Annotated in this window: 17 protein-coding genes and 1 pseudogene; 10 read left to right on the plus strand and 8 right to left on the minus strand. The window is 64.1% G+C overall.

Going from position 1 to position 21,594, the window contains the following annotated elements; translation table 11 throughout:
* Positions 1-104 precede the first annotated feature (104 nt).
* Both F753_RS36230 and F753_RS36235 read left to right on the plus strand, forming a co-directional pair.
* A complete protein-coding gene (locus F753_RS36230) occupies positions 105-935 on the plus strand; it encodes an undecaprenyl-diphosphate phosphatase (RefSeq protein ID WP_023445318.1) in 831 nt (276 codons plus the stop codon).
* Between the two features lie 93 nt (positions 936-1,028).
* Complete coding sequence (locus tag F753_RS36235; protein WP_023445319.1) at positions 1,029-1,985, plus strand: alpha/beta fold hydrolase; 957 nt, start codon at positions 1,029-1,031, stop codon at positions 1,983-1,985.
* A gap of 90 nt (positions 1,986-2,075) precedes the next feature.
* On the opposite strand, the gene F753_RS36240 is transcribed toward F753_RS36235, so the two are convergent.
* A complete protein-coding gene (locus tag F753_RS36240) occupies positions 2,076-3,665 on the minus strand; it encodes an ABC-F family ATPase (RefSeq protein WP_014820158.1) in 1,590 nt (529 codons plus the stop codon).
* Positions 3,666-4,069: 404 nt separating this feature from the next.
* Here F753_RS36240 and F753_RS36245 point away from each other — a divergent pair, with 404 nt between their 5' ends.
* A complete protein-coding gene (locus F753_RS36245; RefSeq protein ID WP_023445320.1) occupies positions 4,070-6,130 on the plus strand; it encodes a TonB-dependent siderophore receptor in 2,061 nt (686 codons plus the stop codon).
* Positions 6,131-6,172: 42 nt separating this feature from the next.
* On the opposite strand, the gene F753_RS36250 is transcribed toward F753_RS36245, so the two are convergent.
* The 3 genes and pseudogenes from F753_RS36250 to F753_RS36260 form a co-directional block, all read right to left on the minus strand.
* Positions 6,173-7,153, minus strand: coding sequence for a TAXI family TRAP transporter solute-binding subunit (locus F753_RS36250; RefSeq protein ID WP_023445321.1), 981 nt, complete (start codon positions 7,151-7,153; stop codon positions 6,173-6,175).
* A gap of 75 nt (positions 7,154-7,228) precedes the next feature.
* Complete coding sequence (locus F753_RS36255; RefSeq protein ID WP_023445322.1) at positions 7,229-7,582, minus strand: RidA family protein; 354 nt, start codon at positions 7,580-7,582, stop codon at positions 7,229-7,231.
* A 21-nt stretch (positions 7,583-7,603) separates the two neighbouring features.
* Positions 7,604-8,852: pseudogene (locus F753_RS36260) on the minus strand (D-amino acid dehydrogenase).
* Positions 8,853-8,972: 120 nt separating this feature from the next.
* Between F753_RS36260 and F753_RS36265 the strand changes: the two are divergent.
* Both F753_RS36265 and zapE read left to right on the plus strand, forming a co-directional pair.
* Positions 8,973-9,881 carry a LysR family transcriptional regulator gene (locus F753_RS36265; RefSeq protein WP_023445325.1) on the plus strand — a complete coding sequence of 303 codons (909 nt, stop codon included), beginning with the start codon at positions 8,973-8,975 and terminating at the stop codon, positions 9,879-9,881.
* 41 nt (positions 9,882-9,922) lie between these two features.
* Positions 9,923-11,032, plus strand: coding sequence for a cell division protein ZapE (gene zapE / locus F753_RS36270; protein WP_023445326.1), 1,110 nt, complete (start codon positions 9,923-9,925; stop codon positions 11,030-11,032).
* Between the two features lie 8 nt (positions 11,033-11,040).
* Here the strand turns inward: zapE and F753_RS36275 are convergent, their stop codons facing one another.
* Positions 11,041-11,319, minus strand: coding sequence for a peptidylprolyl isomerase (locus F753_RS36275; RefSeq protein WP_003285081.1), 279 nt, complete (start codon positions 11,317-11,319; stop codon positions 11,041-11,043).
* Between the two features lie 176 nt (positions 11,320-11,495).
* On the opposite strand from F753_RS36275, the gene F753_RS36280 reads away from it, so the two are divergent.
* The 4 genes from F753_RS36280 to gntR all read left to right on the plus strand — a co-directional run bounded on the left by F753_RS36280 (position 11,496) and on the right by gntR (position 16,111).
* A complete protein-coding gene (locus F753_RS36280) occupies positions 11,496-12,626 on the plus strand; it encodes a gluconokinase, GntK/IdnK-type (RefSeq protein ID WP_023445327.1) in 1,131 nt (376 codons plus the stop codon).
* 51 nt (positions 12,627-12,677) lie between these two features.
* Positions 12,678-13,955, plus strand: a complete 1,278-nt coding sequence (locus F753_RS36285) for a TRAP transporter large permease (protein WP_023445328.1) — start codon at positions 12,678-12,680, stop codon at positions 13,953-13,955.
* A 61-nt stretch (positions 13,956-14,016) separates the two neighbouring features.
* Positions 14,017-15,033 (plus strand): TRAP transporter substrate-binding protein, encoded by a 1,017-nt coding sequence (locus F753_RS36290; RefSeq protein ID WP_023445329.1) that lies wholly within the window; start codon positions 14,017-14,019, stop codon positions 15,031-15,033.
* Positions 15,034-15,091: 58 nt separating this feature from the next.
* Positions 15,092-16,111, plus strand: coding sequence for an HTH-type transcriptional regulator GntR (gene gntR, locus F753_RS36295; RefSeq protein ID WP_023445330.1), 1,020 nt, complete (start codon positions 15,092-15,094; stop codon positions 16,109-16,111).
* 24 nt (positions 16,112-16,135) lie between these two features.
* On the opposite strand, the gene F753_RS36300 is transcribed toward gntR, so the two are convergent.
* Positions 16,136-17,047: a LysR family transcriptional regulator gene (locus F753_RS36300; RefSeq protein ID WP_011913327.1), complete on the minus strand. Its 912-nt coding sequence runs from the start codon at positions 17,045-17,047 to the stop codon at positions 16,136-16,138.
* Positions 17,048-17,193: 146 nt separating this feature from the next.
* On the opposite strand from F753_RS36300, the gene F753_RS36305 reads away from it, so the two are divergent.
* Positions 17,194-18,420, plus strand: a complete 1,227-nt coding sequence (locus F753_RS36305; protein WP_023445331.1) for an acyl-CoA dehydrogenase — start codon at positions 17,194-17,196, stop codon at positions 18,418-18,420.
* Between the two features lie 93 nt (positions 18,421-18,513).
* Here the strand turns inward: F753_RS36305 and xylB are convergent, their stop codons facing one another.
* Both xylB and F753_RS36315 read right to left on the minus strand, forming a co-directional pair.
* The gene (gene xylB / locus F753_RS36310; protein WP_023445332.1) at positions 18,514-20,037 is read right to left on the minus strand and encodes a xylulokinase; all 1,524 of its coding nucleotides are present in this window, start codon (positions 20,035-20,037) and stop codon (positions 18,514-18,516) included.
* A gap of 11 nt (positions 20,038-20,048) precedes the next feature.
* Positions 20,049-21,527: a mannitol dehydrogenase family protein gene (locus F753_RS36315; RefSeq protein WP_023445333.1), complete on the minus strand. Its 1,479-nt coding sequence runs from the start codon at positions 21,525-21,527 to the stop codon at positions 20,049-20,051.
* Positions 21,528-21,594: the final 67 nt, after the last annotated feature.

A 21,594-nucleotide genomic window follows, 5' to 3' on the forward strand; every position in this document is an offset into this window, starting at 1 on the left:
AATTTAGTTCTCTCGAACGAGTCAGAACAGCCGGCCAGATGGCTTTCTGACATATACCTTGGTTGCATTGAGTCGCGATGGGCTGCATCGCTTTAGGGGAATAGATGGATCTTTGGGTTGCGATTCAGGCGTTGATTCTGGGCGTGGTCGAGGGTGTAACCGAGTTTCTGCCGGTATCCAGTACCGGTCACCAGATCATTGTTGCGGACCTGATCGGTTTTGGTGGCGAGCGGGCGCTGGCCTTCAACATCATCATTCAGCTCGGGGCAATTCTCGCGGTGATCTGGGAGTATCGGCGCAAGATCCTGGACGTAGTGATTGGTCTGCCCAAGGAGTCTCAGGCACAGAAGTTCACCTTGAACCTGCTGATCGCCTTCATGCCTGCAGTTGTCCTCGGTGTCGCTTTTGCCGACCTGATCCACGAATACCTGTTCAACCCCATCACCGTAGCCACCGCGCTAGTGATCGGCGGTGTCGTGATGCTCTGGGCCGAACGGCGTGATCACACCATTCGTGCCGAAACCGTTGATGACATGAACTGGGCATTGGCACTAAAAGTCGGCTTCGCCCAGTGCCTGGCACTGGTGCCCGGCACCTCGCGGTCGGGGTCAACCATCATTGGCGGCCTGCTGTTCGGCCTGTCGCGCAAGGCGGCTACCGAGTTCTCGTTCTTTCTGGCCATGCCGACCATGGTCGGCGCGGCGGTGTACTCCGGCTACAAGTACCGCGAGCTCTTTCAGCCGGGCGATTTCGCCGTGTTCGCGGTCGGATTCGTCACCTCGTTCATCTTCGCGATGCTTGCAGTGCGGGCGCTGCTCAAGTTCATCGGCAATCACAGCTACGCGGCGTTCGCCTGGTACCGGATCGGCTTCGGCCTGCTGATTCTGGCTACCTGGCAGTTCGGGCTGATCGACTGGGCCAGCGCCCAGGGCTGATCCATCGGCGGGATGTCGCGGCCTTCGCCCTACTGATACAGCGCACACGCGCGCCTGGCTTTGCCATAGTGAGGCCTCCAGTCAGGAGGCCTCATGAACAGTACTGCGGACCATTTCCAGCTCGACCTGAACGGTATATCCCTCAGCCTTTATAGCGCCGGACCCGAAGAGGGCAGGCCTGTTTGGCTGCTGCATGGCTTCCCCGAGTGTTGGTATTCCTGGCGCAATCAGATCGATTCACTGGTGGCGGCTGGTTATCGCGTGTTCGTTCCCGAGATGCGTGGCTACGGGCTCAGCGGCGCGCCAGTGGACGTCTCGGCCTACGATGTGCTGACGCTGTGTGAGGACGTTCGTGCGGCCATGGATCATTTCGGTCACCGGCAGGTGGCGCTAATCGGGCACGACTGGGGCGCAATGGTCGCCTGGTATCTCGCGTTGCTGGAGCCGGAGCGGGTCACCGCGCTGGTGACCATGTCGGTGCCCTTCGCCGGAAGACCGCGGCGGCCCGCGACCGAAATCATGCGCGAAGCCAGCGGTGATCGATTCAACTACATCCTCTATTTCCAGCAGCCCGGTCGCGCCGAGCGTGAACTGGATGCCGACATTGATCGTACCCTGCGCCTGTTGATGTATTACCAGGAAAGGAACCTGTTGCTGCAGAACAAGCCTGCCGACGGCACCTTGTTCGAGGACGACATGCAACCGGGACCGTTGCCCGACTGGTGCTCAGAAGACGATCTGGCGGTGTATCGGCAGACGTTCGCCGAGCACGGTTTTCGCGGTGCGCTGAACTGGTATCGCAACTTCGAACGCAACTGGCAGGTTACCGAGCCGCTGCAGGGGCGCAAGATCACGCAGCCGACCATGTTTTTGATCGGCGATCATGACCCGGTTGGTGAGCTCGAGGCCTACACGCTGAAGAAGATGCCGGAATGGGTGCCGGATCTGGAACGGCACGAACTGGCGCCGTGCGGCCACTGGATTCAGAACGAGCAGGCGGGGAGGGTGAACGCGCTGCTGCTGGACTTTCTCGGCAGGCGCTTTACCTAGCTGAAGCACCGCGCCGCGCGTTACCGGGAGTTGCCTATGAATCTGCAGCGCCCTCGATGAAGGCGCTGCGATACGCGGGCAGGGTGAGGATCAGACGATTACGCCCTGGCTGCGCAGGTAGTCGTCGTAGCTGCCGCTGAAGTCGGTCACGCCGTTCTCCGACAGCTCGATGATGCGGGTCGCCAGCGAGCTGACGAATTCACGGTCGTGGCTGACGAAGATCAGCGTGCCCGGGTAGTTCTCCAGCGCCAGGTTCAGTGCCTCGATGGATTCCATGTCGAGGTGGTTGGTCGGTTCGTCCATCACCAGCACGTTGGGCTTCTGCAGGATCAGCTTGCCGAACAGCATACGGCCCTGTTCGCCACCCGAGATGACCTTGACCGACTTGAGGATCTCGTCGTTGGAGAACAGCATGCGGCCGAGGGTGCCGCGCACCAGCTGCTCGCCGCCCTGAGTCCACTGGCTCATCCAGTCGAACAGACTGACGTCATCCTCGAAGTCATGGGCATGGTCCTGGGCGTAATAGCCGTAGTCGGCGCTTTCGGTCCATTTGACGCTGCCGCTGTCCGGGGTCAGTTCGCCAACCAGGGTGCGCAGCAGGGTGGTCTTGCCGATACCGTTCGGACCGATGATCGCCACGCGCTCGCCGGCCTCGACGGTGAAGCTGAAGTTCTTGAACAGTTCCTTGTCGTCGAAGCCCTTGGACAGGCGCTCGACGGTCACTGCCTGGCGGTGCAGCTTCTTGGTCTGCTCGAAGCGAATGAACGGGCTGATACGGCTGGACGGCTTGACCTCGGCCAGCTGGATCTTGTCGATCTGCTTGGCGCGGCTGGTAGCCTGCTTGGCCTTGGAGGCGTTGGCCGAGAAGCGGCTGACGAAGGTCTGCAGTTCGGCGATCTGCGCCTTCTTCTTGGCGTTGTCCGACAGCAGCTGCTCGCGCGACTGGGTCGCCGCGGTCATGTACTCGTCGTAGTTGCCCGGGAACAGGCGCAGCTCGCCGTAATCCAGGTCCGCCATGTGGGTGCAGACCGAGTTCAGGAAGTGGCGGTCGTGGGAAATGATGATCATGGTGCTGTTACGCGCCGTGAGGATCGTTTCCAGCCAGCGGATGGTGTTGATGTCCAGGTGGTTGGTCGGTTCGTCCAGCAGCAGCACATCCGGATCGGAAAACAGCGCCTGGGCCAGCAGCACACGCAGCTTCCAGCCGGGAGCGACTTCGCTCATCGGGCCGAAGTGCTGTTCCAGCGGAATACCCAGGCCAAGCAGCAGTTCGCCGGCACGGGATTCTGCGGTGTAGCCGTCCATTTCGGCGAACTCACCTTCGAGTTCGCCGACTTTCATACCATCCTCTTCGCTCATTTCCGGTAGCGAATAGATGCGGTCGCGCTCAGCCTTGACCTTCCAGAGTTCCTCGTGGCCCATGATCACCGTGTCGATCACGTTGAATTCTTCGTAGGCGAACTGATCCTGGCGCAGCTTGCCCAGGCGCACGTTCGGCTCGAGCATCACCTGGCCAGCGGACGGTTCCAGATCGCCACCGAGAATCTTCATGAAGGTCGACTTGCCGCAGCCATTGGCGCCGATCAGGCCGTAGCGGTTGCCACCGCCGAATTTGACGGAAACGTTTTCGAACAGCGGCTTGGCACCGAACTGCATGGTGATGTTGGCGGTGGAGATCAAGGGCGTACCTATCAATGACGTGTGGCTGCGTGAATCAGGCTGATACCGATCCGATACCAATACTCAGCGGTCCAGCTCGCTCCGACAGGGAGCTGGTCGATCCAGCGATTCTTGAGGTGAATGACAACGGTGGGCGTTTGCGCCTGCTGCCGGATGAATGCGGGGTGGCTACCGAACTTCAGCCGCGCATTGTCGCATAGCTGCACTGGCCGGTGTAAGGACAGGCTGACGAGGCAACCCGGAATCGCCCGGTAGCGCTCTTCGAGCTCGAGCGGATGCGAATCGTTTCATTGACACCCGGATGCCAAACAGAGAGCATTGTTACGATATAACATCGGTATCTGAGTTTAAGCATGAATAACGCAAGTGCGGTAGTGAAATGGGCGGGTTGCGGAGCGGCATTGATGCTGGCGGGGGCGCCGCTGGCTGTGGCAGAGGACGCGGCGGTACTGGATTCAGTCATCATCACGGCCGATCAGGAACGCGCCGACGGACCGGTTCAGGGCTACCGTGCCAACCGCTCGCGCAGCGCGACGAAAACCGACACGCCCATCGAGGAAATACCCCAGTCGATCAGCGTCGTTCCCGCATCCGTGCTGCAGGATCTGGACAGCCCGCGCGTTGAGAAGGCGCTGGACTTCGCCGGCGGTGTCGCCAGGCAGAACGACTTCGGTGGCCTGACCATGTACGAGTACAGCGTGCGCGGGCTGACCACCGGAGAGTTCTACAAGGACGGTTTCAGCGTCAACCGCGGCTTCATGAACCCACCGGACGCTTCCAATATCGAGCGGGTCGAAGTGCTCAAGGGGCCTTCGGCGAGCCTTTACGGCCGCGGCGACCCCGGCGGCACGATCAATATCGTCAGCAAGCGCCCGCAGCTGGACAGCTTTGCCCGTCTCGATCTTAGCGCCGGTCGCTGGGACCGTTATCGCACTGCGCTGGACGTGAACACGCCGCTCGATGAAGACGGCAACATGCTCTATCGCATGAACATTGCAGTCGAAGACGGCAATAGCTTCCGCGATCATCGCGAGGCTGAGCGGCAGTTCGTCGCGCCGTCCTTCAGCTGGGAATTGAGCCCGGATACCCGATTACTGGTACAGACGGAGGTGGTGCGCAACCGCCAGACCTTCGATCGCGGCGTGGTTGCACCCGGCGGCGACCTGGGCAAGGTGTCCCGCTCAGCGTTCTATGGCGAACCCTCGGATGGGCCGATCAGCAACGACAACGAAACGCTGCAGGCCGAACTCGAACACGACCTCAACGAGGTCTGGACGCTGCGCCTGGCCAGCCACTACAAGCAGGGCCGGATGGATGGCTACGCCACCGAAGCGGCAGAGGTCGCAGGAGACGACCGCACGCTGACCCGCAACCTGCGTTATCGCGACTACGACTGGCAGGACGCAATCACCCAGCTGGAGCTGCGCGGGCGTTTCGATACCGGCTCGATCGAGCATCAGCTGTTGATCGGCACCGAGTACGAGCGCTACGCCCTGAGCGAGTTCATGCTGCGCTCCAACAACCTGCGCACCATCGATCTCTACAACCCGGTCTACGGTACACCGCGTCCGGCGTTCAACCCGGCGCGTACGGTTAACCGCAATGAGCTGGTGCATAGCCGGGCGCTGAACCTTCAGGACCAGATTCGCTTTACCGACAAGCTCTTCGGGGTCATCGGCGCCCGCTATGACCACTACGAACAACGCCTGGACAATGAGGTTGCTGGCCGGCGCACCGAGCAGACTCATGAAAAGGTCACGCCTCGTGTCGGTGTGCTCTATCAGCTGATACCGGAGGTCGGGCTGTTCGCCAACGCCTCGCAGTCGTTCAAGCCGAACAATGGCGCGGACTTCAGCGGCGCCACGTTCGATCCGGAAGAAGGCGTGGGTTATGAGGCAGGGGTCAAACTCGACCTGTTCGACGGCCGTTTGGGGCTCACCGCCGCAGCGTTCCATCTGACCAAGGAAAACGTCCTGACCAGCGATCCGGCGAACGACGGTTTTCAGATTGCCGCCGGCGAGGTGCGCAGCCGCGGGATTGACCTGCAGCTGGCCGGGCAGCTGACCGATGCGATTCGCGTGATCGTTGGTTACGCCTACGTGGATGCCGAGGTGACTCGCGACAACACCCTGGCCAGCGGCAGCCGGCTGCTCAACGTACCGCGCCACAGCGGCAGCCTGCTGACCACCTACGAATTCCTCGATGGTGATCTCAGCGGACTCTCCCTTGGCGGCGCCGTGAACTACGTGGGTGATCGGGCAGGGCAGGCCGATAGCGACTTCGAGTTGCCGTCGTACACGACCGTGGACCTGCTGGCGCGCTACAAGGCGACGCAAAAGCTGACCCTCGGCGTGAACCTGAACAACGCCTTCGACCGGACCTACTACGAGCGCTCCTACAGCAATGTCTGGATCATGCCGGGTGAGCCGCGCAACCTGAGCGTTAGCCTGTCCGTGGAGCTCTGAGCCTGTACTCAGCGGGCAGTGACGCCCGCTGATTTCGTCGGCTTACAGCCAACCCTTCTCCTTGTAATAACGCTCGGCGCCCTCGTGCAGTGGCGCAGTCAGTCCGACGCGAATCATGTCTTCGGCCTTTAGATCGGCAAAGGCTGGATGCAGGCGCTTGAACCTATCGAGGTTGTCGAATACCGACTTGACCAGCTGATAGACCACCTCCGGGTCGGTCTTGCTGGTGGTCGCCAGCACGGCCTTGCCGCCAATCGACGGAATGGCGCCTTCCACACCCGGGTAGAGCCCGGCGGGGATTTCCACGGCACTGTAGTAATCGGCCTTGGCCAGCAGGCTGTCGATCTCTGCGCCCTGCACCGGAATGATGCTGGCCTTTACATTGGTCAAGGCTTCCTGGATCGCACCGCTCGGATGGCCGACCACATAGGTGATGGCGTCAAGGTTGTTGTCACCCAAGGCGGAAGCCATTTCCGCCGGTTTGAGTTCCGCGGCCAGGGAGAAGCTGGCGTTGGTCCAGCCTTTGGCCTGCATGACCTCCTCGAAGGTGTCGCGACTACCCGAGCCGGGCACGCCGATGTTCACCCGCTTGCCTTCGAGCCCGGCCAGATCGGTGATGCCGCTGTCGTTGCGAACGACCACGGTGAGAATCTCCGACTGCAGCGAGAACACCGCGCGCAGTTCGACGGCGCCCTCCTTGTCGAAGGGCGCCAGACCCTGCAGCGCCTTGTGCTGATGGTCGGACTGGATGAAGCCGAAGTCGTACTCGCCTTTGTGCAACGACACGATGTTGGTCACGCTGCCCGCGGTCGAGGGTGCGTTGCATTTGATGGCGGGCTTCACCTCGGCACGATTGAGGAAGCGGCACACCGACTGGCCGGCGGTGTAATACACGCCGGTCTGCCCTCCGGTGCCGATGGTGACGAAGCGCTCCTGCGCCAGCACGCTGGTGCTCGCCAAGGCGCTGGCGAGCACGCCGGCCAGGGTGATACCGAACAGGCCGTTACGGATCTGGTGGTTCATTGCGGTTCCCTCTTGTTTGTATTGTGGGTGGTTGCAACTGTGGTTGGCCGGCGCAGGAACGATAGACCGCTGTGGTCAGGCGCGCGCAGCGATCACCATGATCTCGACCAGCACCTCGGGCGAGGCCAGACGCGCCTGTACCGTCGCCCGTGCCGGTGCGCAGCCTGCTGGCAGCCAGTCGCTCCAGACCTCGTTCATGGCGGCGAAGTCGGCGTCGATGTCCTTCAGCCAGATCTGAGCGCTGAGCAGGTTTTCGCGACTGGAGCCGGCGGCGGCCAGCAGCCGGTCGATCTTCGCCAGCACCTCGCGGGTCTGACCGGCGGCACCCAGGCCGCGGTCGTCCGGCACCTGGCCGGCGAGGAACACAAGGTCTGCATGAATGACTGCGGCGGACATGCGCGGATTGCTCTCGATGCGTTGAACGGGCATATCGGTTTCCTCTTTGAGTGGTCAGGCGGGCAGGCTCAAGCCGTCCAGGGAGACAGCGGGTGGTGATCCGCCGATTACGCTGGCGAGCAGGTCGGCGCTGCCACAGGCCAGGGTGAAGCCGAGGCTGCCGTGGCCAACGTTGAGCCAGAGATTGTCGAATCCGCTGCGGCCGATCAGCGGCGTACCTTGGGGCGTCGCCGGGCGCAGGCCAGCCCACTGCCGCGCGCGTTGGTAGTCGCCGGCACCGGGGAAGGTCGCACCAGCCAGACGTTGCAGGGTGGCGATGCGTTGCTGGTCGAGCCCGGCATCCCAGCCGGCGATATCCACCATCGCCGCGACGCGCAGCTGGTCATCGAGGCGGGCGGAGATAGACGACCTTGTTGTCGTAGTCGGTGACGTTGGTTTGCGGCACGCGGTCCTGGTCGGCCAGCGCAACGGTCAGGCTGTAGCCCTTGAGCGGGTAGATCGGCAGGTCGATACCCAATGGCCGAAGAAGCCCGACGCTGCCGGTGCCGGCCGCCACTACCAGATGGTCGATGGCGACGTCATCGTGCCCGAGCACGACCGCGCGGACGCGCTTGCCTTCGGTGCGCAATGCGCTCACCGATTGGCCGGTATGCAGATGAAACGCAGGCGATGCCCGCAGTCGCCGCAGCAGTTCGGTGCAGAACAGATGGCAGTCGGCAACCTCGTCGCCGGGCGAATAGATGCCGCCGCGCAGTGATGCCGCCAACGGCGTCAGCGCCGGCTCGACGTCGACGCATTGCGCGGCGTCCAGCAGCCGCTGCCCTGATTCGTCGTCGATGGCCGCTGCGCCCTTGTGCAGGCTGTGTTGATCGCGATAGATCACCAGTTTGCCGTTGGCGCGCCAGGCGAAGCCGTCCAGCTGGTCCTGCTCGCGCCAGCTGCGCAGGATCTGCTGGCTGTGCAGGGCGAGCCGCAGCAAGTGAGCCGCGTTGCGCCGGTTGACCGAACGCCGGCACGCCAGCAGGAACTGCAGGCACCAGCGCCACTGATGCAGGCTCGCCTGCGGTCGGAAACGCAACGGGGCATCGGCTCCGCGCAGCATCCAGCCAATCGCCTGCAACGGCACGCCGGCATCGGCCAGGGGGGAAACGTAGCGATAGCTGAGCTGCCCGCCATTGGCGAAGCTGGTTTCCAAGGCGACATCGTCGCGCCCTTCGATCAGCTCGACACTGTGCCCCTGGCGCACCAGTGAATAGGCGGTGGCAAGCCCGATAACGCCTGCGCCGATGACTGCTACCCGCATGCAACTGCTCCTCCGACTCGATCAGCGCAGCCTAGGCCGCGTGCCAGCGAGGCGGCCAATGAAAGGATGGAGCGTTCCCATAACCTGCGGTTATGCTCGATTGACTGAAGGGGGACATGCATGCGGCTGCGTCATATCGAACTGTTCCAGGCGATCCTGCAAACCGGCAGCCTGACGGCCGCGGCCGAGCTGCTGCATATCTCCCAGCCGGCGGCGAGCAAGATTCTCAAGCATGCAGAGCAGCAACTTGGCTTTGCGCTGTTCGACCGGGTGCGCGGCAAGCTGCAGCCCACCGCCGAGGCGCGGGTGTTGCAGCAGCAGACCGAACGCCTGGCCATCGACCTGCAGAATCTGCGGCGGCTTGCAGACAGCCTCGGCCGGGGCGAGGAGTGCGCACTGCGCCTGATCTGCACGCCGGCGCTGGCTCAGGCGCTGCTGCCACAGGCGTTGCGCGCCTGGCGCGAGCGATTTCCACGGACGGTCTGTCAGCTCGCCACGCAGCACACGGCGGAAATCGTCGAAGCCCTGTTGCTGCGTGAAGCCGATCTCGGGCTGACGTCGCAGGCGGTAGAGCATCCGGGACTGAGCAGCCAGCTATTGGCCGAGGGACGCATGCGCGTGATCGCGCCGCCTGGCTGGTGGCCGCCGGATGAACTGCACAGCCCGCTGCGGCTGCAGGCCTTGGCGGGTAAAGCGCTGATCGGCATCGACGCCCGCGATGCACTGGGCAGCCTGTTGCGCGGCCACATCGAGGAGCTGGATCCGCCGCCGCGCGTCGTTACCTGGGTGCAGACCTATCAGCTGGCGCGGCAGCTGGTGTCGTCGGGGCAGGGCGTGACGCTGGTCGATCCGTTCACCGCGCTGGCGGCTACTGGCGGCGAGGTGCAGGCCCGTCTGCTCGAGCCGGCCATCAGCGTGCCGGTCTATGCGTTGACCCGTGTTCACGAGCAGCTGCTGCCGGCGCAGGCGATGCTGCTCGAGCAGCTCGGCGCCCAGGCCGAGCGACTGCTGCAGGATGGGCACAACTGAGCGGTCGCGCGCTACCATGGCGGCTTTTGCGCCGGACGATCATGCACGCCGACTCGCCCCTTGAACGTTATCAGCAGGCCATTACGCAAGACGGTTTCGTGCCCGATGCGGCTCAACAGCGCGCCGTTGCACGGCTTCAGGCCTGTCATGAGGCACTGGTTTCAGGTGCGGACCTGCCTCTCGGCGTCTACCTATGGGGGCCGGTCGGGCGTGGCAAGACCTGGCTGATGAACCTGTTTCACGCAAGCCTGACGGTTCCGTCGCGGCGGCAGCATTTTCATCACTTCATGCGCTGGGTGCACATCCGGCTGTTCCAGCTCAACGGCACGGCTGATCCGTTAAAGGCGCTGGCCAAAGAGCTTTCGGAAGAAATTCGCGTGCTTTGCTTCGACGAACTGTTCGTCGGTGACATCGGCGACGCGATCATTCTGGGACGCCTGTTCCAGGTGCTCTTCGAGCACGGCGTGGTGATCGTTGCTACCTCCAACCAGCCGCCGGAGCAGCTGTACGCAGACGGCTTCAATCGCGAGCGTTTTCTGCCGGCCATCGATGCCATCGTGGAGCACATGCATGTGCTGGATGTGGATGGTGGCGCCGATCACCGCCTGCGTCCTGGCGCTGCGCTGCAGCGCTACTGGATCGCCCCGTCCGACAGTGGCAGCGCACTGGTCGCGACGTTCGAGGCGCTGGTCGATGGAGCGTTCAGCATCGAGCCATTGGCCCTCAGCCGTCGCCAGCTCGACGTCGTGCGGCGTAGCGAATCGGTGCTCTGGTGCCGCTTCGCCGACCTCTGCGAGCAGCCGTTTTCGGCACTGGACTTCATCGAGCTGTGCGACCGTTTCACGGCGATCCTGATTGGTGACGTGCCTAGGCTCGGCGGCACACAGCGCGATGGGCGCATTGCCCGCGGCACCGAGGATGGAGCCGCGCGGGTGGCGGCGGGTGATCGCCAGTTGCCCAGGCTCGCCGCGCGGGATGATGCCGTGCGCCGCTTCATCGCGCTGGTGGACGAGTGCTACGACCGGCGGATTCCTCTCTGTATCGAAGCCGAGGTGGCACTGGACGAGCTGTATACCGAGGGCTATCTGGCATTCCCGTTCCGTCGCACGCTCAGCCGTCTGCGGGAGATGCAGCTGCAGCGCTTTGGCTGAGCGCTGGCTCAGTCGCGGTAGAACACCTGCACCAGGTGGTAGCCGAACTGGCTCTTTACCGGGCCGTGCACTTCGCGCAGCGGCTTCTTGAAAATCACCTGATCAATGCTGCGCACCATCTGTCCCGGGCGCACTTCGCCGAGGTCGCCACCTTTCTTGCCGGACGGGCAGGTCGAGTATTTGCGCGCCAGCACGTCGAATGCTTCGCCATTGGCGATGCGCTTTTTCAGCTGCGCGGCTTCGGCCTCAGTCTTGACCAGAATGTGGCGGCACATGGCTTTGGGCATGCTCGGTGTCCTCGATTGCACAGGGGCGCGATTGTAGTCGTGCCGCCGCGAATGTCGACCGGGATACCGCTTCGATGCAGCCGATTTGTGACCGATCGGTCGACGAGTGGTAGTTTTATCGCGGCGCGTGATAGCGCTAACATTCGGCCAAACAAGCAAAACAATGGATTCCTCGCATGCCTTCAGTGCATACCTCAAAGGCTTCCGCGCTTCCGGTTCTGGTCGTCATGGGCGTCAGCGGTTCCGGCAAGACGGACCCCAGCCACGCCGTAGCCGACGCGCTCGGCCTGCCGCACATCGAAGCGGACAACTTTCACCCGGCAGAGAACGTGGCGCGCATGCGTGCCGGCACGCCGCTGTCCGACGCCGATCGCGTGGAGTGGCTGCACGCGCTGATCGCTGAAATGCAGTGCACTTTGGCGGCAGGCAGCGGCTTCGTGCTGGCTTGCTCTGCGCTCAAGCGCAGCTACCGGGAATTGCTGCGCAGTGCGGTTCCGGAGCTGCGTTTCGCCCATCTGGCCATCGATTACGAAACCGCCGTGCAGCGCGTCGGCGGAAGGCCGGGACATTTCATGCCGATTTCCCTGGTCGACAGCCAGTTCGCCACCCTCGAATCACCCGAGGGCGAACCCGGCGTATTGACCGTGGATGCCAGCCAGCCCCGCGAAGTCGTTCTGCGCCACATCGTCGATTGGATGCAGGGCGCCGGTCTGGATGAGCTTATTGAAACCCGGGTCGATCTTTCTTCGCGCCCGTTTGATAGCGCTACCACGGCGCCACCTTTGACCAACGAGCCGATCTACAGCGGCACGGTCGCCCAGCACTTCGACCGCCTGACCGACTGGCTGATGGCCGCGTTGATGGCCTTCATGGTCATCGTTGTGTTCTCCAGCGTGGTGCTGCGTTATGCCTTCGGCACTGGCTGGACCGGCGCTGAGGAGCTGTCGCGGCTGGCGTTCGTCTGGCTGGTATTCGTTGGCGTCGCTTCCAGCATGCGCCGCGGCGAGCTGATGAGCTTTTCCATGCTGCGCGACCGTTTTCCTCGGCTGTTCCGCCGCGTCGTCGACTCTCTCAGCTGGCTGCTGGTGGCAGCTGCGAGCTGCCTGGCGGCCTGGGGTGGTTGGAACCAGATGCAGTTCGGCTGGACCATCAACAGCCCGGTAGTCGGTTATCCGCTGGGCCTGGCGATGTTGCCCGTGGCCGCCAGCATGGTCGCGCTGGCGGTATTGGCGCTGGTGCAGCTGGTCAATGTCTGGCGGCGCGATCAGCCATCGGCCACCGCCGCTGCGAATGTCACCGCGGACTGAAGCGACGCCGCATTCAGAACAATACGGGCACTGCCCAACCGAGGACCTTGTATGACCGTCGTCGTCTTCCTTTCATCGCTGCTGGGCTTTATGACGCTTGGCATGCCCATCGCCTTCGCGCTGCTGCTCACCGGCTCGGTGCTGATGTGGTACCTGGATTTCTGGGACGTGCAGCTGCTGGCTCAGAATCTTCAGGCCGGCGCTGACAGCTTCCCGCTGCTGGCGGTGCCGTTCTTCATCCTTGCTGGCGAGCTGATGAATGCCGGCGGCATCTCGCGGCGCATCATCGCCATGGCGCAGGCCTATTTCGGCCACAAGCGTGGCGGCCTGGGTTACGTGGCGATTGCCGCTTCAGTGCTGCTGGCCAGCATGTCCGGCTCGGCGTTGGCCGATACCGCTGCGCTGGCGACACTGCTGTTGCCGATGATGCGCGAGCGCGGTTACCCGCTGAGTTCGTCGTCTGGCCTGGTGGCGGCGGGGGGGATCATCGCGCCGATCATTCCACCCTCCATGCCGTTCGTGATCTACGGCGTGGTGACCGGCACGTCGATCAGCCAGTTGTTTCTCGCCGGCATGGTGCCGGGGCTGATCATGGGCATGGGCCTGATCGTTGCCTGGACGCTGATCGCCCGGCGGATCGACGAACCGAAACAGGAAAAGGCCAGCGCCGCCGAGCGCCGTCGTGTGCTGGTCGACGGTGCTGCCGCGCTGATGCTGCCAGTGATCATCGTCGGCGGGCTGCGTGGCGGCCTGTTCACCCCGACCGAAGCGGCGGTGGTCGCCGCCGTCTATGCCCTGGCCGTTTCGACCCTGCTGTACCGCGAGCTGAACTGGGCCGGGCTGGTCGAGGTGCTGACCCGTGCCAGCCGCACCACGGCCTCGGTGATGTTCCTCTGCGCCGCCGCGACGGTGTCGGCGTACATGATCACCCTGGCGCAGTTGCCCGACGAGATCGCTGCAATGCTCGGCCCGCTGGCGCAGGACCCGAAACTGCTAATGATCGCCATCATGCTGCTGATGATCGCCGTCGGCATGGTGCTGGACCTGACCCCGACCATCCTGATCCTCGGTCCGGTGCTGGCGCCGATCGCGATCAAGGCCGGCATCGATCCGGTGTACTTCGGTGTGATGTTCGTGCTGATCGGGTCCATCGGGCTGATCACGCCGCCGGTGGGCACGGTGCTCAACGTGGTCGGCGGCATCGGCCGACTGCGCATGGAAACCCTGGTGCGCGGCGTCATGCCGTTCTTCCTTATCTATCTGGTGATCGTCGGGCTTCTTATCGCCGTGCCCTCGATCATCACCGTACCCCTGGCCTGGCTGCGGTAACGCCGGTCGTGCAACCAAGCGCTCAACAAACCAACGTCCAACAACAAGAAGGTAACGCGACATGAAACGACTTCTCATCAGCACCCTGGCCGCTGCCTTGCTCGGCAGCACACTCAGCCTCGGTTACGCGCAGGCCGCGGACGACATCCGCCCACGCATGATCCGCTTCGGTTACGGCCTCAACGAAGACAGCAACCAGGGCAGGGCAGCCAAGCTGCTGGCCGAGGAGGTGGCCAAGGCCTCGGGCGGCAAGCTGAAGGTGCGCACCTTCGCCTCCGCCAGCCTCGGTTCGGACGACCAGATGCAGAACGCACTGATCGGCGGCGCGCAGGAAATGATGGTCGGCTCGACCGCGACGCTGGTCGGCATCAGCAAGGAGATGGCGTTGTGGGATACGCCGTTCCTGTTCACCGACCCGCGCCAGGCCGATCAGGTACTGGACGGTCCGGTGGGCCGGCAGGTGATGGACAAGCTCGAGGAGAAGGGCCTGGTTGGGCTGGTGTACTGGGAGAACGGTTTTCGTAACGTGACCAATAGTGCGCGGCCGATCGAGAAGCTCGAGGACTTCGAGGGCATCAAGCTGCGCGTGATGCCCAATCCGGTGTTCATCGACACCTTCAAGCGCATGGGCGCCAATGCGGTGCCGCTGCCGTTCTCCGAGCTGTTCACCGCGCTGGAAACCAAGGCGGTCGACGGCCAGGAAAACCCCTACAACACCATCCTCTCGTCCAAGTTCTATGAGGTGCAGAAGTACCTGAGCGTGACCAATCACGTCTACAGCCCCTGGATCGTCACGGTGTCCAAGCGCTGGTGGGACGGGCTGTCCGCGACTGAGCAGGGCATCCTCATGGACGCTGCGGAAAAGGCCCGCGATGCCGAGCGCGAGGATACCCGTCGCGAGGCCAGCCAGGCGCTGGCGGCGCTGAAGGAGCGTGGCATGCAGATCAACGAGGTCAGTCCCGAGGAAATCCAGCGCATGCGTGAGCAGGCGCAGCCGGCGATCCAGACGGTGATCGATGCGGTCGGCCAGGACCTGTTCGATCAGGTGCAGGCCGAAGTGGAAAAGGCCGCACCTTAGGAGGCGCCCCCAGAATGCCCGCTGCTAGAATCCGCCGCTTTCGACCAATGGAACGCGCATGACCACACGCCGACGCCGCTCTGCCGAGCGGGTAACCCTCTCGGATGTCGCGCGCAGCGCTGGCTGCTCGCTGATGTCGGCATCCCGCGCGCTGTCGCAACCTGATCTGGTTTCCGATGCGTTGCGTGAGCGCGTCGAGCAGGCGGTCAAGGCGCTTGGCTACGTGCCGCATCCGGCGGCGCGCAGCCTGGCCAGTTCGCGTTCCAATCTGGTGGCGGTGATCATCCCCTCGCTGTCCAACGCGGTGTTCGTCGACACCGTCGAGGCCATCCAGCGGGTGCTGATGCCGGCGGGCTACGAGATGATGATTGGCGTCAGCCACTATCGCCCCGAAGAGGACGAACGACTGCTGCGTGCCTATCTGGCGCATCAGCCGGCCGGCTTGCTGATCACCGGGTTCGAGCGCAGCGATGCCGCCCGTGCAGTGCTGGCCAACTACACCGCACCGATGGTTACGCTGATGGAGCTGAGCGAGCGGCCGGACGACTACTGCGTAGGCTTCTCGCAACTGGAAGCCGGCGCGGCCATGACCCGCACCTTGCTCGAGCGTGGCTACCGTCACGTCGCCTTCGCCGCCGCGCAGCTCGACCCTCGGACCCTGCAACGCGCCGAAGGCTACCGTCAGGCCATGCGCCAGGCGGGTCGCTATGAGCCAACTCTGGAATTGCTGACGCCGCAGCTGTCGTCCATAGGCCTCGGCGCGGAGCTGCTGGATCGGCTGCTGGCGCAGCACTCGCAGATCGACGCGGTGTTCTTCAACAACGACGACCTGGCCCTCGGGGCGCTGTTTCGCGCCCATCAGCTGGGGCTCGACGTGCCGGGGCGTTTGGCGATTGCCGGTTTCAACGACCTGCCGGCGGCGGCCTGGATGCATCCGGCGCTGAGCACCGTGCGCACCCGGCGCGGCGAAATCGGCGAGCTGGCGGCGCAGATGCTGCTGAGTCTGATGCGAGGTCAGCAGCCTGCGGAGCGTTGTATCGATGTGGGCTTCGAAGTGGTGATGCGCGACAGCGCCTGAGGCGGGCTTTCACCCGCCAGCGCGTCAGAGATCCTGCTGCGCGGTGACCTGCTGCGCGATCTCGATCATCTGCTCGCGCATCCAGCGGTTGGCCGGGTCCTGATCGGTGCTTTCATGCCAATAGATGTGGGTTTCCAGCGGCATGATGTCTACCGGCAGATCGACCTGGTGCAGGTTGTGGCGCCGGGCGAAACGCTCGGGAACGGTCACCGCCATGTCGGTCTGGTCGATCACCTGGGTCGCCATCAGGTAGTGCTGTGAGCGCAGGGCGATCTTGCGCTGCAGACCCATCTTGCCCAACGCCAGATCCACCAGACCGAGCCCGCTGCGGCGGCTGGAAATATGGATGTGCGACAGCGACAGGTACTGCTCCAGCGTCAGCTTGTCCTTGGCCAGCGGGTGGCCGCGGCGCATGGCGCAGATGTAGCGATCTTCCAGCAGCTTGACGTGGCGCACCTGCGGGTCGGTATTGAGCGGTGCATCCATGGCGAAATCCAGGCGGCCGGCAGCCAGTTCCTTGGTCGTCTCGCGACGCTTGGCCAGCATGCTCTCGATCTTCACGTTCGGTGCCAGTCGGCGCAGGCGCTGGAACAGCGGCGGCAGCATCACCGCCTCGGTGAGGTCGGTCATGCTGATGCGGAAGGTCTTGTTCGCCTGCGCCGGGCTGAAGGTCCGGCTTTCCTGCACCGACACCCGCAGCAGCTGCAGCGCATTGCGCACCGGGCCGATGATGTTCTGCGCCATTGGCGTCGGCACCATGCCCTGGGCGGTGCGCACGAACAGCGGGTCGTTGAAGGTTTCGCGCAGGCGGGCGAGGGCGTTGGAAACGGCGGGCTGGGTGATGCCGACGATCTGCCCGGCGCGTGTCAGGTTCGCTTCGGTGTAGATGGCATCGAAGACGATGAATAGATTCAGATCGACCTTGTTCAGGTTCATTGTTGTGCTCTCCGGCGTGTATCGGAATTCGCCGATCATATATCGGTGATGAATGTTTATACACGAGGAAAATAGCTTAGATAAATCACCAGGCCTCCTCTAGCATTCAAAACTACAAAACATTACCTGCCAGAAGGTTGTCGCCCATGAATTTCGCCTACTCCCCGAAGGTTCAAGAGCTGAGAGAGCGCGTGCAAGCGTTCATGGATGCTCACGTCTATCCCGCCGAAAAGGTGTTCTACCAGCAGGTCGCCGAAGGTGACCGCTGGCAGCCGACCGCTATCGTCGAGGAGCTCAAGGCCAAGGCCAAGGCAGAAGGGCTGTGGAACCTGTTTCTGCCGGAATCGGAACTGGGCGCCGGCCTGAACAACACCGAATACGCACCGCTGGCGGAAATCATGGGTAGCTCGGGGCTTGGCCCGGAGGCGTTCAACTGCTCGGCACCGGACACCGGGAATATGGAAGTGCTGGTGCGCTACGGCAGCGAGGCGCAGAAGCGCGAGTGGCTGGAACCGTTGCTGCGCGGCGAAATCCGTTCGGCCTTCGGCATGACCGAGCCGGGCGTGGCCTCGTCCGACGCGACCAACATGGAAGCCCGCGCGGTGCGCGAGGGCGACGAGTGGGTCATCAACGGTCGCAAATGGTGGACCTCCGGTGCCTGCGACCCGCGCTGCAAGATCATGATCTTCATGGGCCTGACCAACCCTGACGCGCCGCGCCATGCCCAGCACTCGATGATCCTGGTGCCGATGGATGCTCCCGGCGTGAAGGTGCTGCGCCCTCTGCCGGTGTTCGGCTACGACGACGCCCCGCACGGCCACGCGGAAGTGTTGCTGGAAAACGTGCGAGTGCCCTACGAGAACGTCATTCTCGGTGAAGGCCGAGGCTTCGAGATCGCCCAGGGCCGTCTTGGCCCTGGGCGCATCCACCACTGCATGCGCTCTATCGGCGTTGCTGAACGTGCACTGAAGCTGATGTGCGAACGCGCCGTCAGCCGCACCGCCTTCGGCAAGCCGCTGGCCCGGCTGGGTGCCAACTTCGATTACATCGCCGAGTGCCGCATCGAGATCAACATGGCGCGCCTGCTGACGCTGAACGCGGCGTACATGATGGATACCGTAGGCAACAAGATCGCCGCCAGCGAGATCGCACAGATCAAGGTGGTCGCACCCAACGTGGCGCTGAAGGTCATCGATCGCGCCATCCAGATTCACGGCGGCGCTGGTGTTTCCGAGGACTTCCCGCTGGCGCACTGGTGGGCGATGCAGCGCACGCTGCGCCTGGCCGATGGCCCAGACGAGGTGCATCGGGTGGCCATCGCCCGTCACGAGCTGGGCAAGTACGTGCCGCGCGAGGCGCTGCGCAGCCGCTGAGGCGTCGTCCCAGGCGCAGGATCAAAGGCAAAGCCACACGCCGTGGCTTTGCCTTTTTTATGAACTATTTCCCTGCCGACCGAGCGCTGCGCATCAGGAGGCGACCGGCGTCAGGTCCGGTGGCGTGTGCTGACCGTAGATGCTGGCTACCAGTTGCCGATAGCGCCGATAGGCCTGCTCGTAGGCCAGAACCGCGGCGGTGTCAGGCGCGACCGCCGTGGTCTCGTCGAGGCTGACACAGCGCTGGCACAGCTCGGCGAGGCTCGCCGCGGGATCGCGCTGTCTGGCATGGCACCACGCCGCCTGGATCGCGCCACCCAGCGCCGCGGCTTCGCTGTGGCGGGCGCAGACCACCGGCGTCGCCATCATGTCGGCTACGATCTGCCGCCACAGCGGGTTCTTCGCGCCGCCGCCGATGAGCTGAATCCGCTCGCCGCGAATGCCGCTTTCGCGCAGCAGGTCCAGCCCGTAGCGCAGGCCGAAGGTCACGCCTTCGAGCACCGCGCGGCAGAGATTGGCGCGGGTCAGGTTGTCGGCGGTCAGGCCGTGCAGGCTGGCGCTGGCCTGGGGCAGGGCGGGGACGCGCTCGCCGTTGAGAAACGGCAGCATGGTGACGCCCTCGCAGCCGATCGGTGCCTGCGCCACCAGCGCGTTGAACGCATCGAGGTCCAGCTCCAGCAGGTCGCGTATCGCCGCGTTGGCGTTGGTCAGGTTCATGGTGCAGATCAGCGGCAGCCAGCCCCCGCTGGACGAGCAGAACGTCGCGACTGATGGCTGCGGACTGATCCGAGGTTCCCCGGAGAACGCGTAGAGCGTGCCGGAGGTTCCCAGGCTCATGGTGATCGCGCCGGGGCGGATGTTGTCGGTGCCGATGGCGCCCATCATGTTGTCACCACCGCCGCTCGCCACGATGGCCTGGGAGTTCAGGCCCAGCCGGACGGCAAGTTCGGGGCGTAGCCGGCCGACCGGCTGATGGGGTTCGATCAGCTCCGGCAGCGCCGCCTCCAGACGGCCGCTGGGATCGACATACCGCAGGATGTCGAACGCCCACTGCCGGGTGCGCACATCGAGATAGCCGGTGCCGGAGGCGTCGCCGTATTCGCTTACGCAACGCCCGGTCAGCCAGTAATTGAGGTAGTCGTGGGGTAGCAGGATATGGGCGATGCGAGCGAACAGCGCGGGGTGCTGCTCCTTCATCCACAGCAGCTTGGATACCGTGTAGCCCGGTGCGATGACGATACCGAGGCGTTGCAGCGAACCCTGTTCACCGCCCAGCCAGTCGAGCAGGCGCTGATTCTCCGTAGCCGACTCCGTGTCGCACCAGAGCTTGGCCGGGCGCAACACGCGGCCCGCGGCATCGAGCGTAACCAAGCCATGCTGCTGCCCGGATACACCAATGCCCAGCACGGCATCGCCGTCGACTCCGGCCTCGGCGAGTGCCGCGGCGGTGGCGCTAGCGAAGGCGGCGGTCCACTGCTCGGTGTCCTGCTCGCGCCGGCCATTGGGTCCGCTGATCAAATCGTGGCCGGCCGAGCCCTGGCCGAGCACGCGCCCGTTGCTGGCGTCGAGCAACAGCGCCTTGGTGCCCTGGGTGCCGCAATCGATCCCGAGAAACATGCCGCACCCCGTCACTGCGTCAGCAACAGATCAAGGGTGCCGCTGACCCCCAACGTGCGCAGCCGCAGCAGGTTGCGCTCGAAGGCTTCGCGGAAGGCGAGCGAACGGGGAATCTGCGTGCCGAAGATCTCCTCGCGCCCGAGCAGACGTTCGGCGAGGCCGTCGTCCTCCGCAACAAGGGACTGGCAGAAATCCGCGCGCGGATCGGGGATGTGGTACGGCACGCCGTTTTCATCTGCGCCCCGCAGATACAGCGCCCAGGCGGCGACCACCAGGGCGGCGCGGTCCAGGGCGGCGTTATCGGCGATCAGGCGGTCGATGGTCGGCACGCTGAACTTGGGAAACTTCGACGAGCCATCGGAGCACACCCGTTCCAGCTGATCGGCGATGGCACGGTTGGAGAAGCGCTCGATCAGCGTCTGCTTGTAGCGAGCGAGATCGATGCCGGGCACGGGTGCCAGTTGTGGGGTGACGTCCTCGTCCATGTAGCGGCGGATGTACTCGACGAACAGCGGATCGGCCATGGTTTCGTGGACGAAGCGATAACCGCGCAGGAAGCCGAGGTAGGTCAGCGCGAGGTGGCTGCCGTTGAGCAGCTTGATCTTCATCTCCTCGTAGGGCGAAACGTCATCGGTGAACTGCACACCAACCTTTTCCCAGGCCGGGCGGCCGGCGACGAAGCGGTCTTCCAGCACCCATTGCACGAAGGGTTCGCAGACCACTGGCCAGGCGTCATCGAGGCCGTGCTGACGCTCCAGGTCCTGGCGATGGGCCGCGCTGGTCATGGGCGTGATGCGGTCGACCATGGCGTTGGGGAAGCTGACGTTGCGCTCGATCCAGCCGGCCAGGTCGGCATCGACCAGGCCGGCGAAGGCCAGTGTGGCCTTGCGGGTCACGTCGCCGTTGTGGGGGAGGTTGTCGCAGGACATCACCGTGAATGCCGGTAGGCCCTGTCCGCGGCGTTTGGCCAACGCTGCGCACAGCAGGCCGAAGACGCTAATCGGGGTTCGAGGATTCTCTAGGTCGTGCTGGATATGCGGCAGCTTGGCGTTGAATTCGCCGGTGCTGTCATCCATGCAATAGCCACCCTCGGTGATGGTCAGCGAGACGATGCGAATCGCCGGATCGGCCAGGCGGGCAACCACCGCCTCGGAACCATCCTCGCCCACCAGCAGCATGTCGCGAATGCTGCCGATCACGCGGACCTCGGTATCGGGCCGGTCATCGAGCTCGACCAGGGTGTAGAGGTAGTCCTGCGCGGTCAGTGCATCGCGCATCGCGCGCTCCTCGGCGCGTGTGCCGATGCCGCAGATGCCCCACTCCAGCCCCTCGCCGGTGTTCATCAGCGCATCGGTGTAGGCTGCCTGATGGGCACGGTGAAAACCGCCCACGCCAATATGGGCGATGCCGGTGGTGACCTCGGCCAGGCGGTAGTCGGGGCGCGCGATAGGGCCCGGCAGCTGTGGCAGATTCGCTTCGTTCAACTTCATCTCGGGCCTCGCTGGGCTTGAATGTGGAAAAGCCGGGGGCGGGATCGCTGCCATTGCGGGCGCAGCG

Origin of the sequence: Stutzerimonas chloritidismutans AW-1 (assembly GCF_000495915.1) — a bacterium.
Lineage (GTDB): Bacteria > Pseudomonadota > Gammaproteobacteria > Pseudomonadales > Pseudomonadaceae > Stutzerimonas > Stutzerimonas chloritidismutans.

Excerpts from the sequence above, each read along its gene's own strand:
- F753_RS36230 (WP_023445318.1), top strand. The coding sequence starts at position 105 with ATGGATCTTTGGGTTGCGATTCAGGCGTTGATTCTGGGCGTGGTCGAG.
- F753_RS36235 (WP_023445319.1), top strand. The coding sequence starts at position 1,029 with ATGAACAGTACTGCGGACCATTTCCAGCTCGACCTGAACGGTATATCC.
- F753_RS36245 (WP_023445320.1), top strand. The coding sequence starts at position 4,070 with ATGCTGGCGGGGGCGCCGCTGGCTGTGGCAGAGGACGCGGCGGTACTG.
- F753_RS36250 (WP_023445321.1), bottom strand. The coding sequence starts at position 7,153 with ATGAACCACCAGATCCGTAACGGCCTGTTCGGTATCACCCTGGCCGGC.
- F753_RS36255 (WP_023445322.1), bottom strand. The coding sequence starts at position 7,582 with ATGCCCGTTCAACGCATCGAGAGCAATCCGCGCATGTCCGCCGCAGTC.
- F753_RS36265 (WP_023445325.1), top strand. The coding sequence starts at position 8,973 with ATGCGGCTGCGTCATATCGAACTGTTCCAGGCGATCCTGCAAACCGGC.
- zapE (WP_023445326.1), top strand. The coding sequence starts at position 9,923 with ATGCACGCCGACTCGCCCCTTGAACGTTATCAGCAGGCCATTACGCAA.
- F753_RS36275 (WP_003285081.1), bottom strand. The coding sequence starts at position 11,319 with ATGCCCAAAGCCATGTGCCGCCACATTCTGGTCAAGACTGAGGCCGAA.
- F753_RS36280 (WP_023445327.1), top strand. The coding sequence starts at position 11,496 with ATGCCTTCAGTGCATACCTCAAAGGCTTCCGCGCTTCCGGTTCTGGTC.
- F753_RS36285 (WP_023445328.1), top strand. The coding sequence starts at position 12,678 with ATGACCGTCGTCGTCTTCCTTTCATCGCTGCTGGGCTTTATGACGCTT.
- F753_RS36290 (WP_023445329.1), top strand. The coding sequence starts at position 14,017 with ATGAAACGACTTCTCATCAGCACCCTGGCCGCTGCCTTGCTCGGCAGC.
- gntR (WP_023445330.1), top strand. The coding sequence starts at position 15,092 with ATGACCACACGCCGACGCCGCTCTGCCGAGCGGGTAACCCTCTCGGAT.
- F753_RS36300 (WP_011913327.1), bottom strand. The coding sequence starts at position 17,047 with ATGAACCTGAACAAGGTCGATCTGAATCTATTCATCGTCTTCGATGCC.
- F753_RS36305 (WP_023445331.1), top strand. The coding sequence starts at position 17,194 with ATGAATTTCGCCTACTCCCCGAAGGTTCAAGAGCTGAGAGAGCGCGTG.
- xylB (WP_023445332.1), bottom strand. The coding sequence starts at position 20,037 with ATGTTTCTCGGGATCGATTGCGGCACCCAGGGCACCAAGGCGCTGTTG.
- F753_RS36315 (WP_023445333.1), bottom strand. The coding sequence starts at position 21,527 with ATGAAGTTGAACGAAGCGAATCTGCCACAGCTGCCGGGCCCTATCGCG.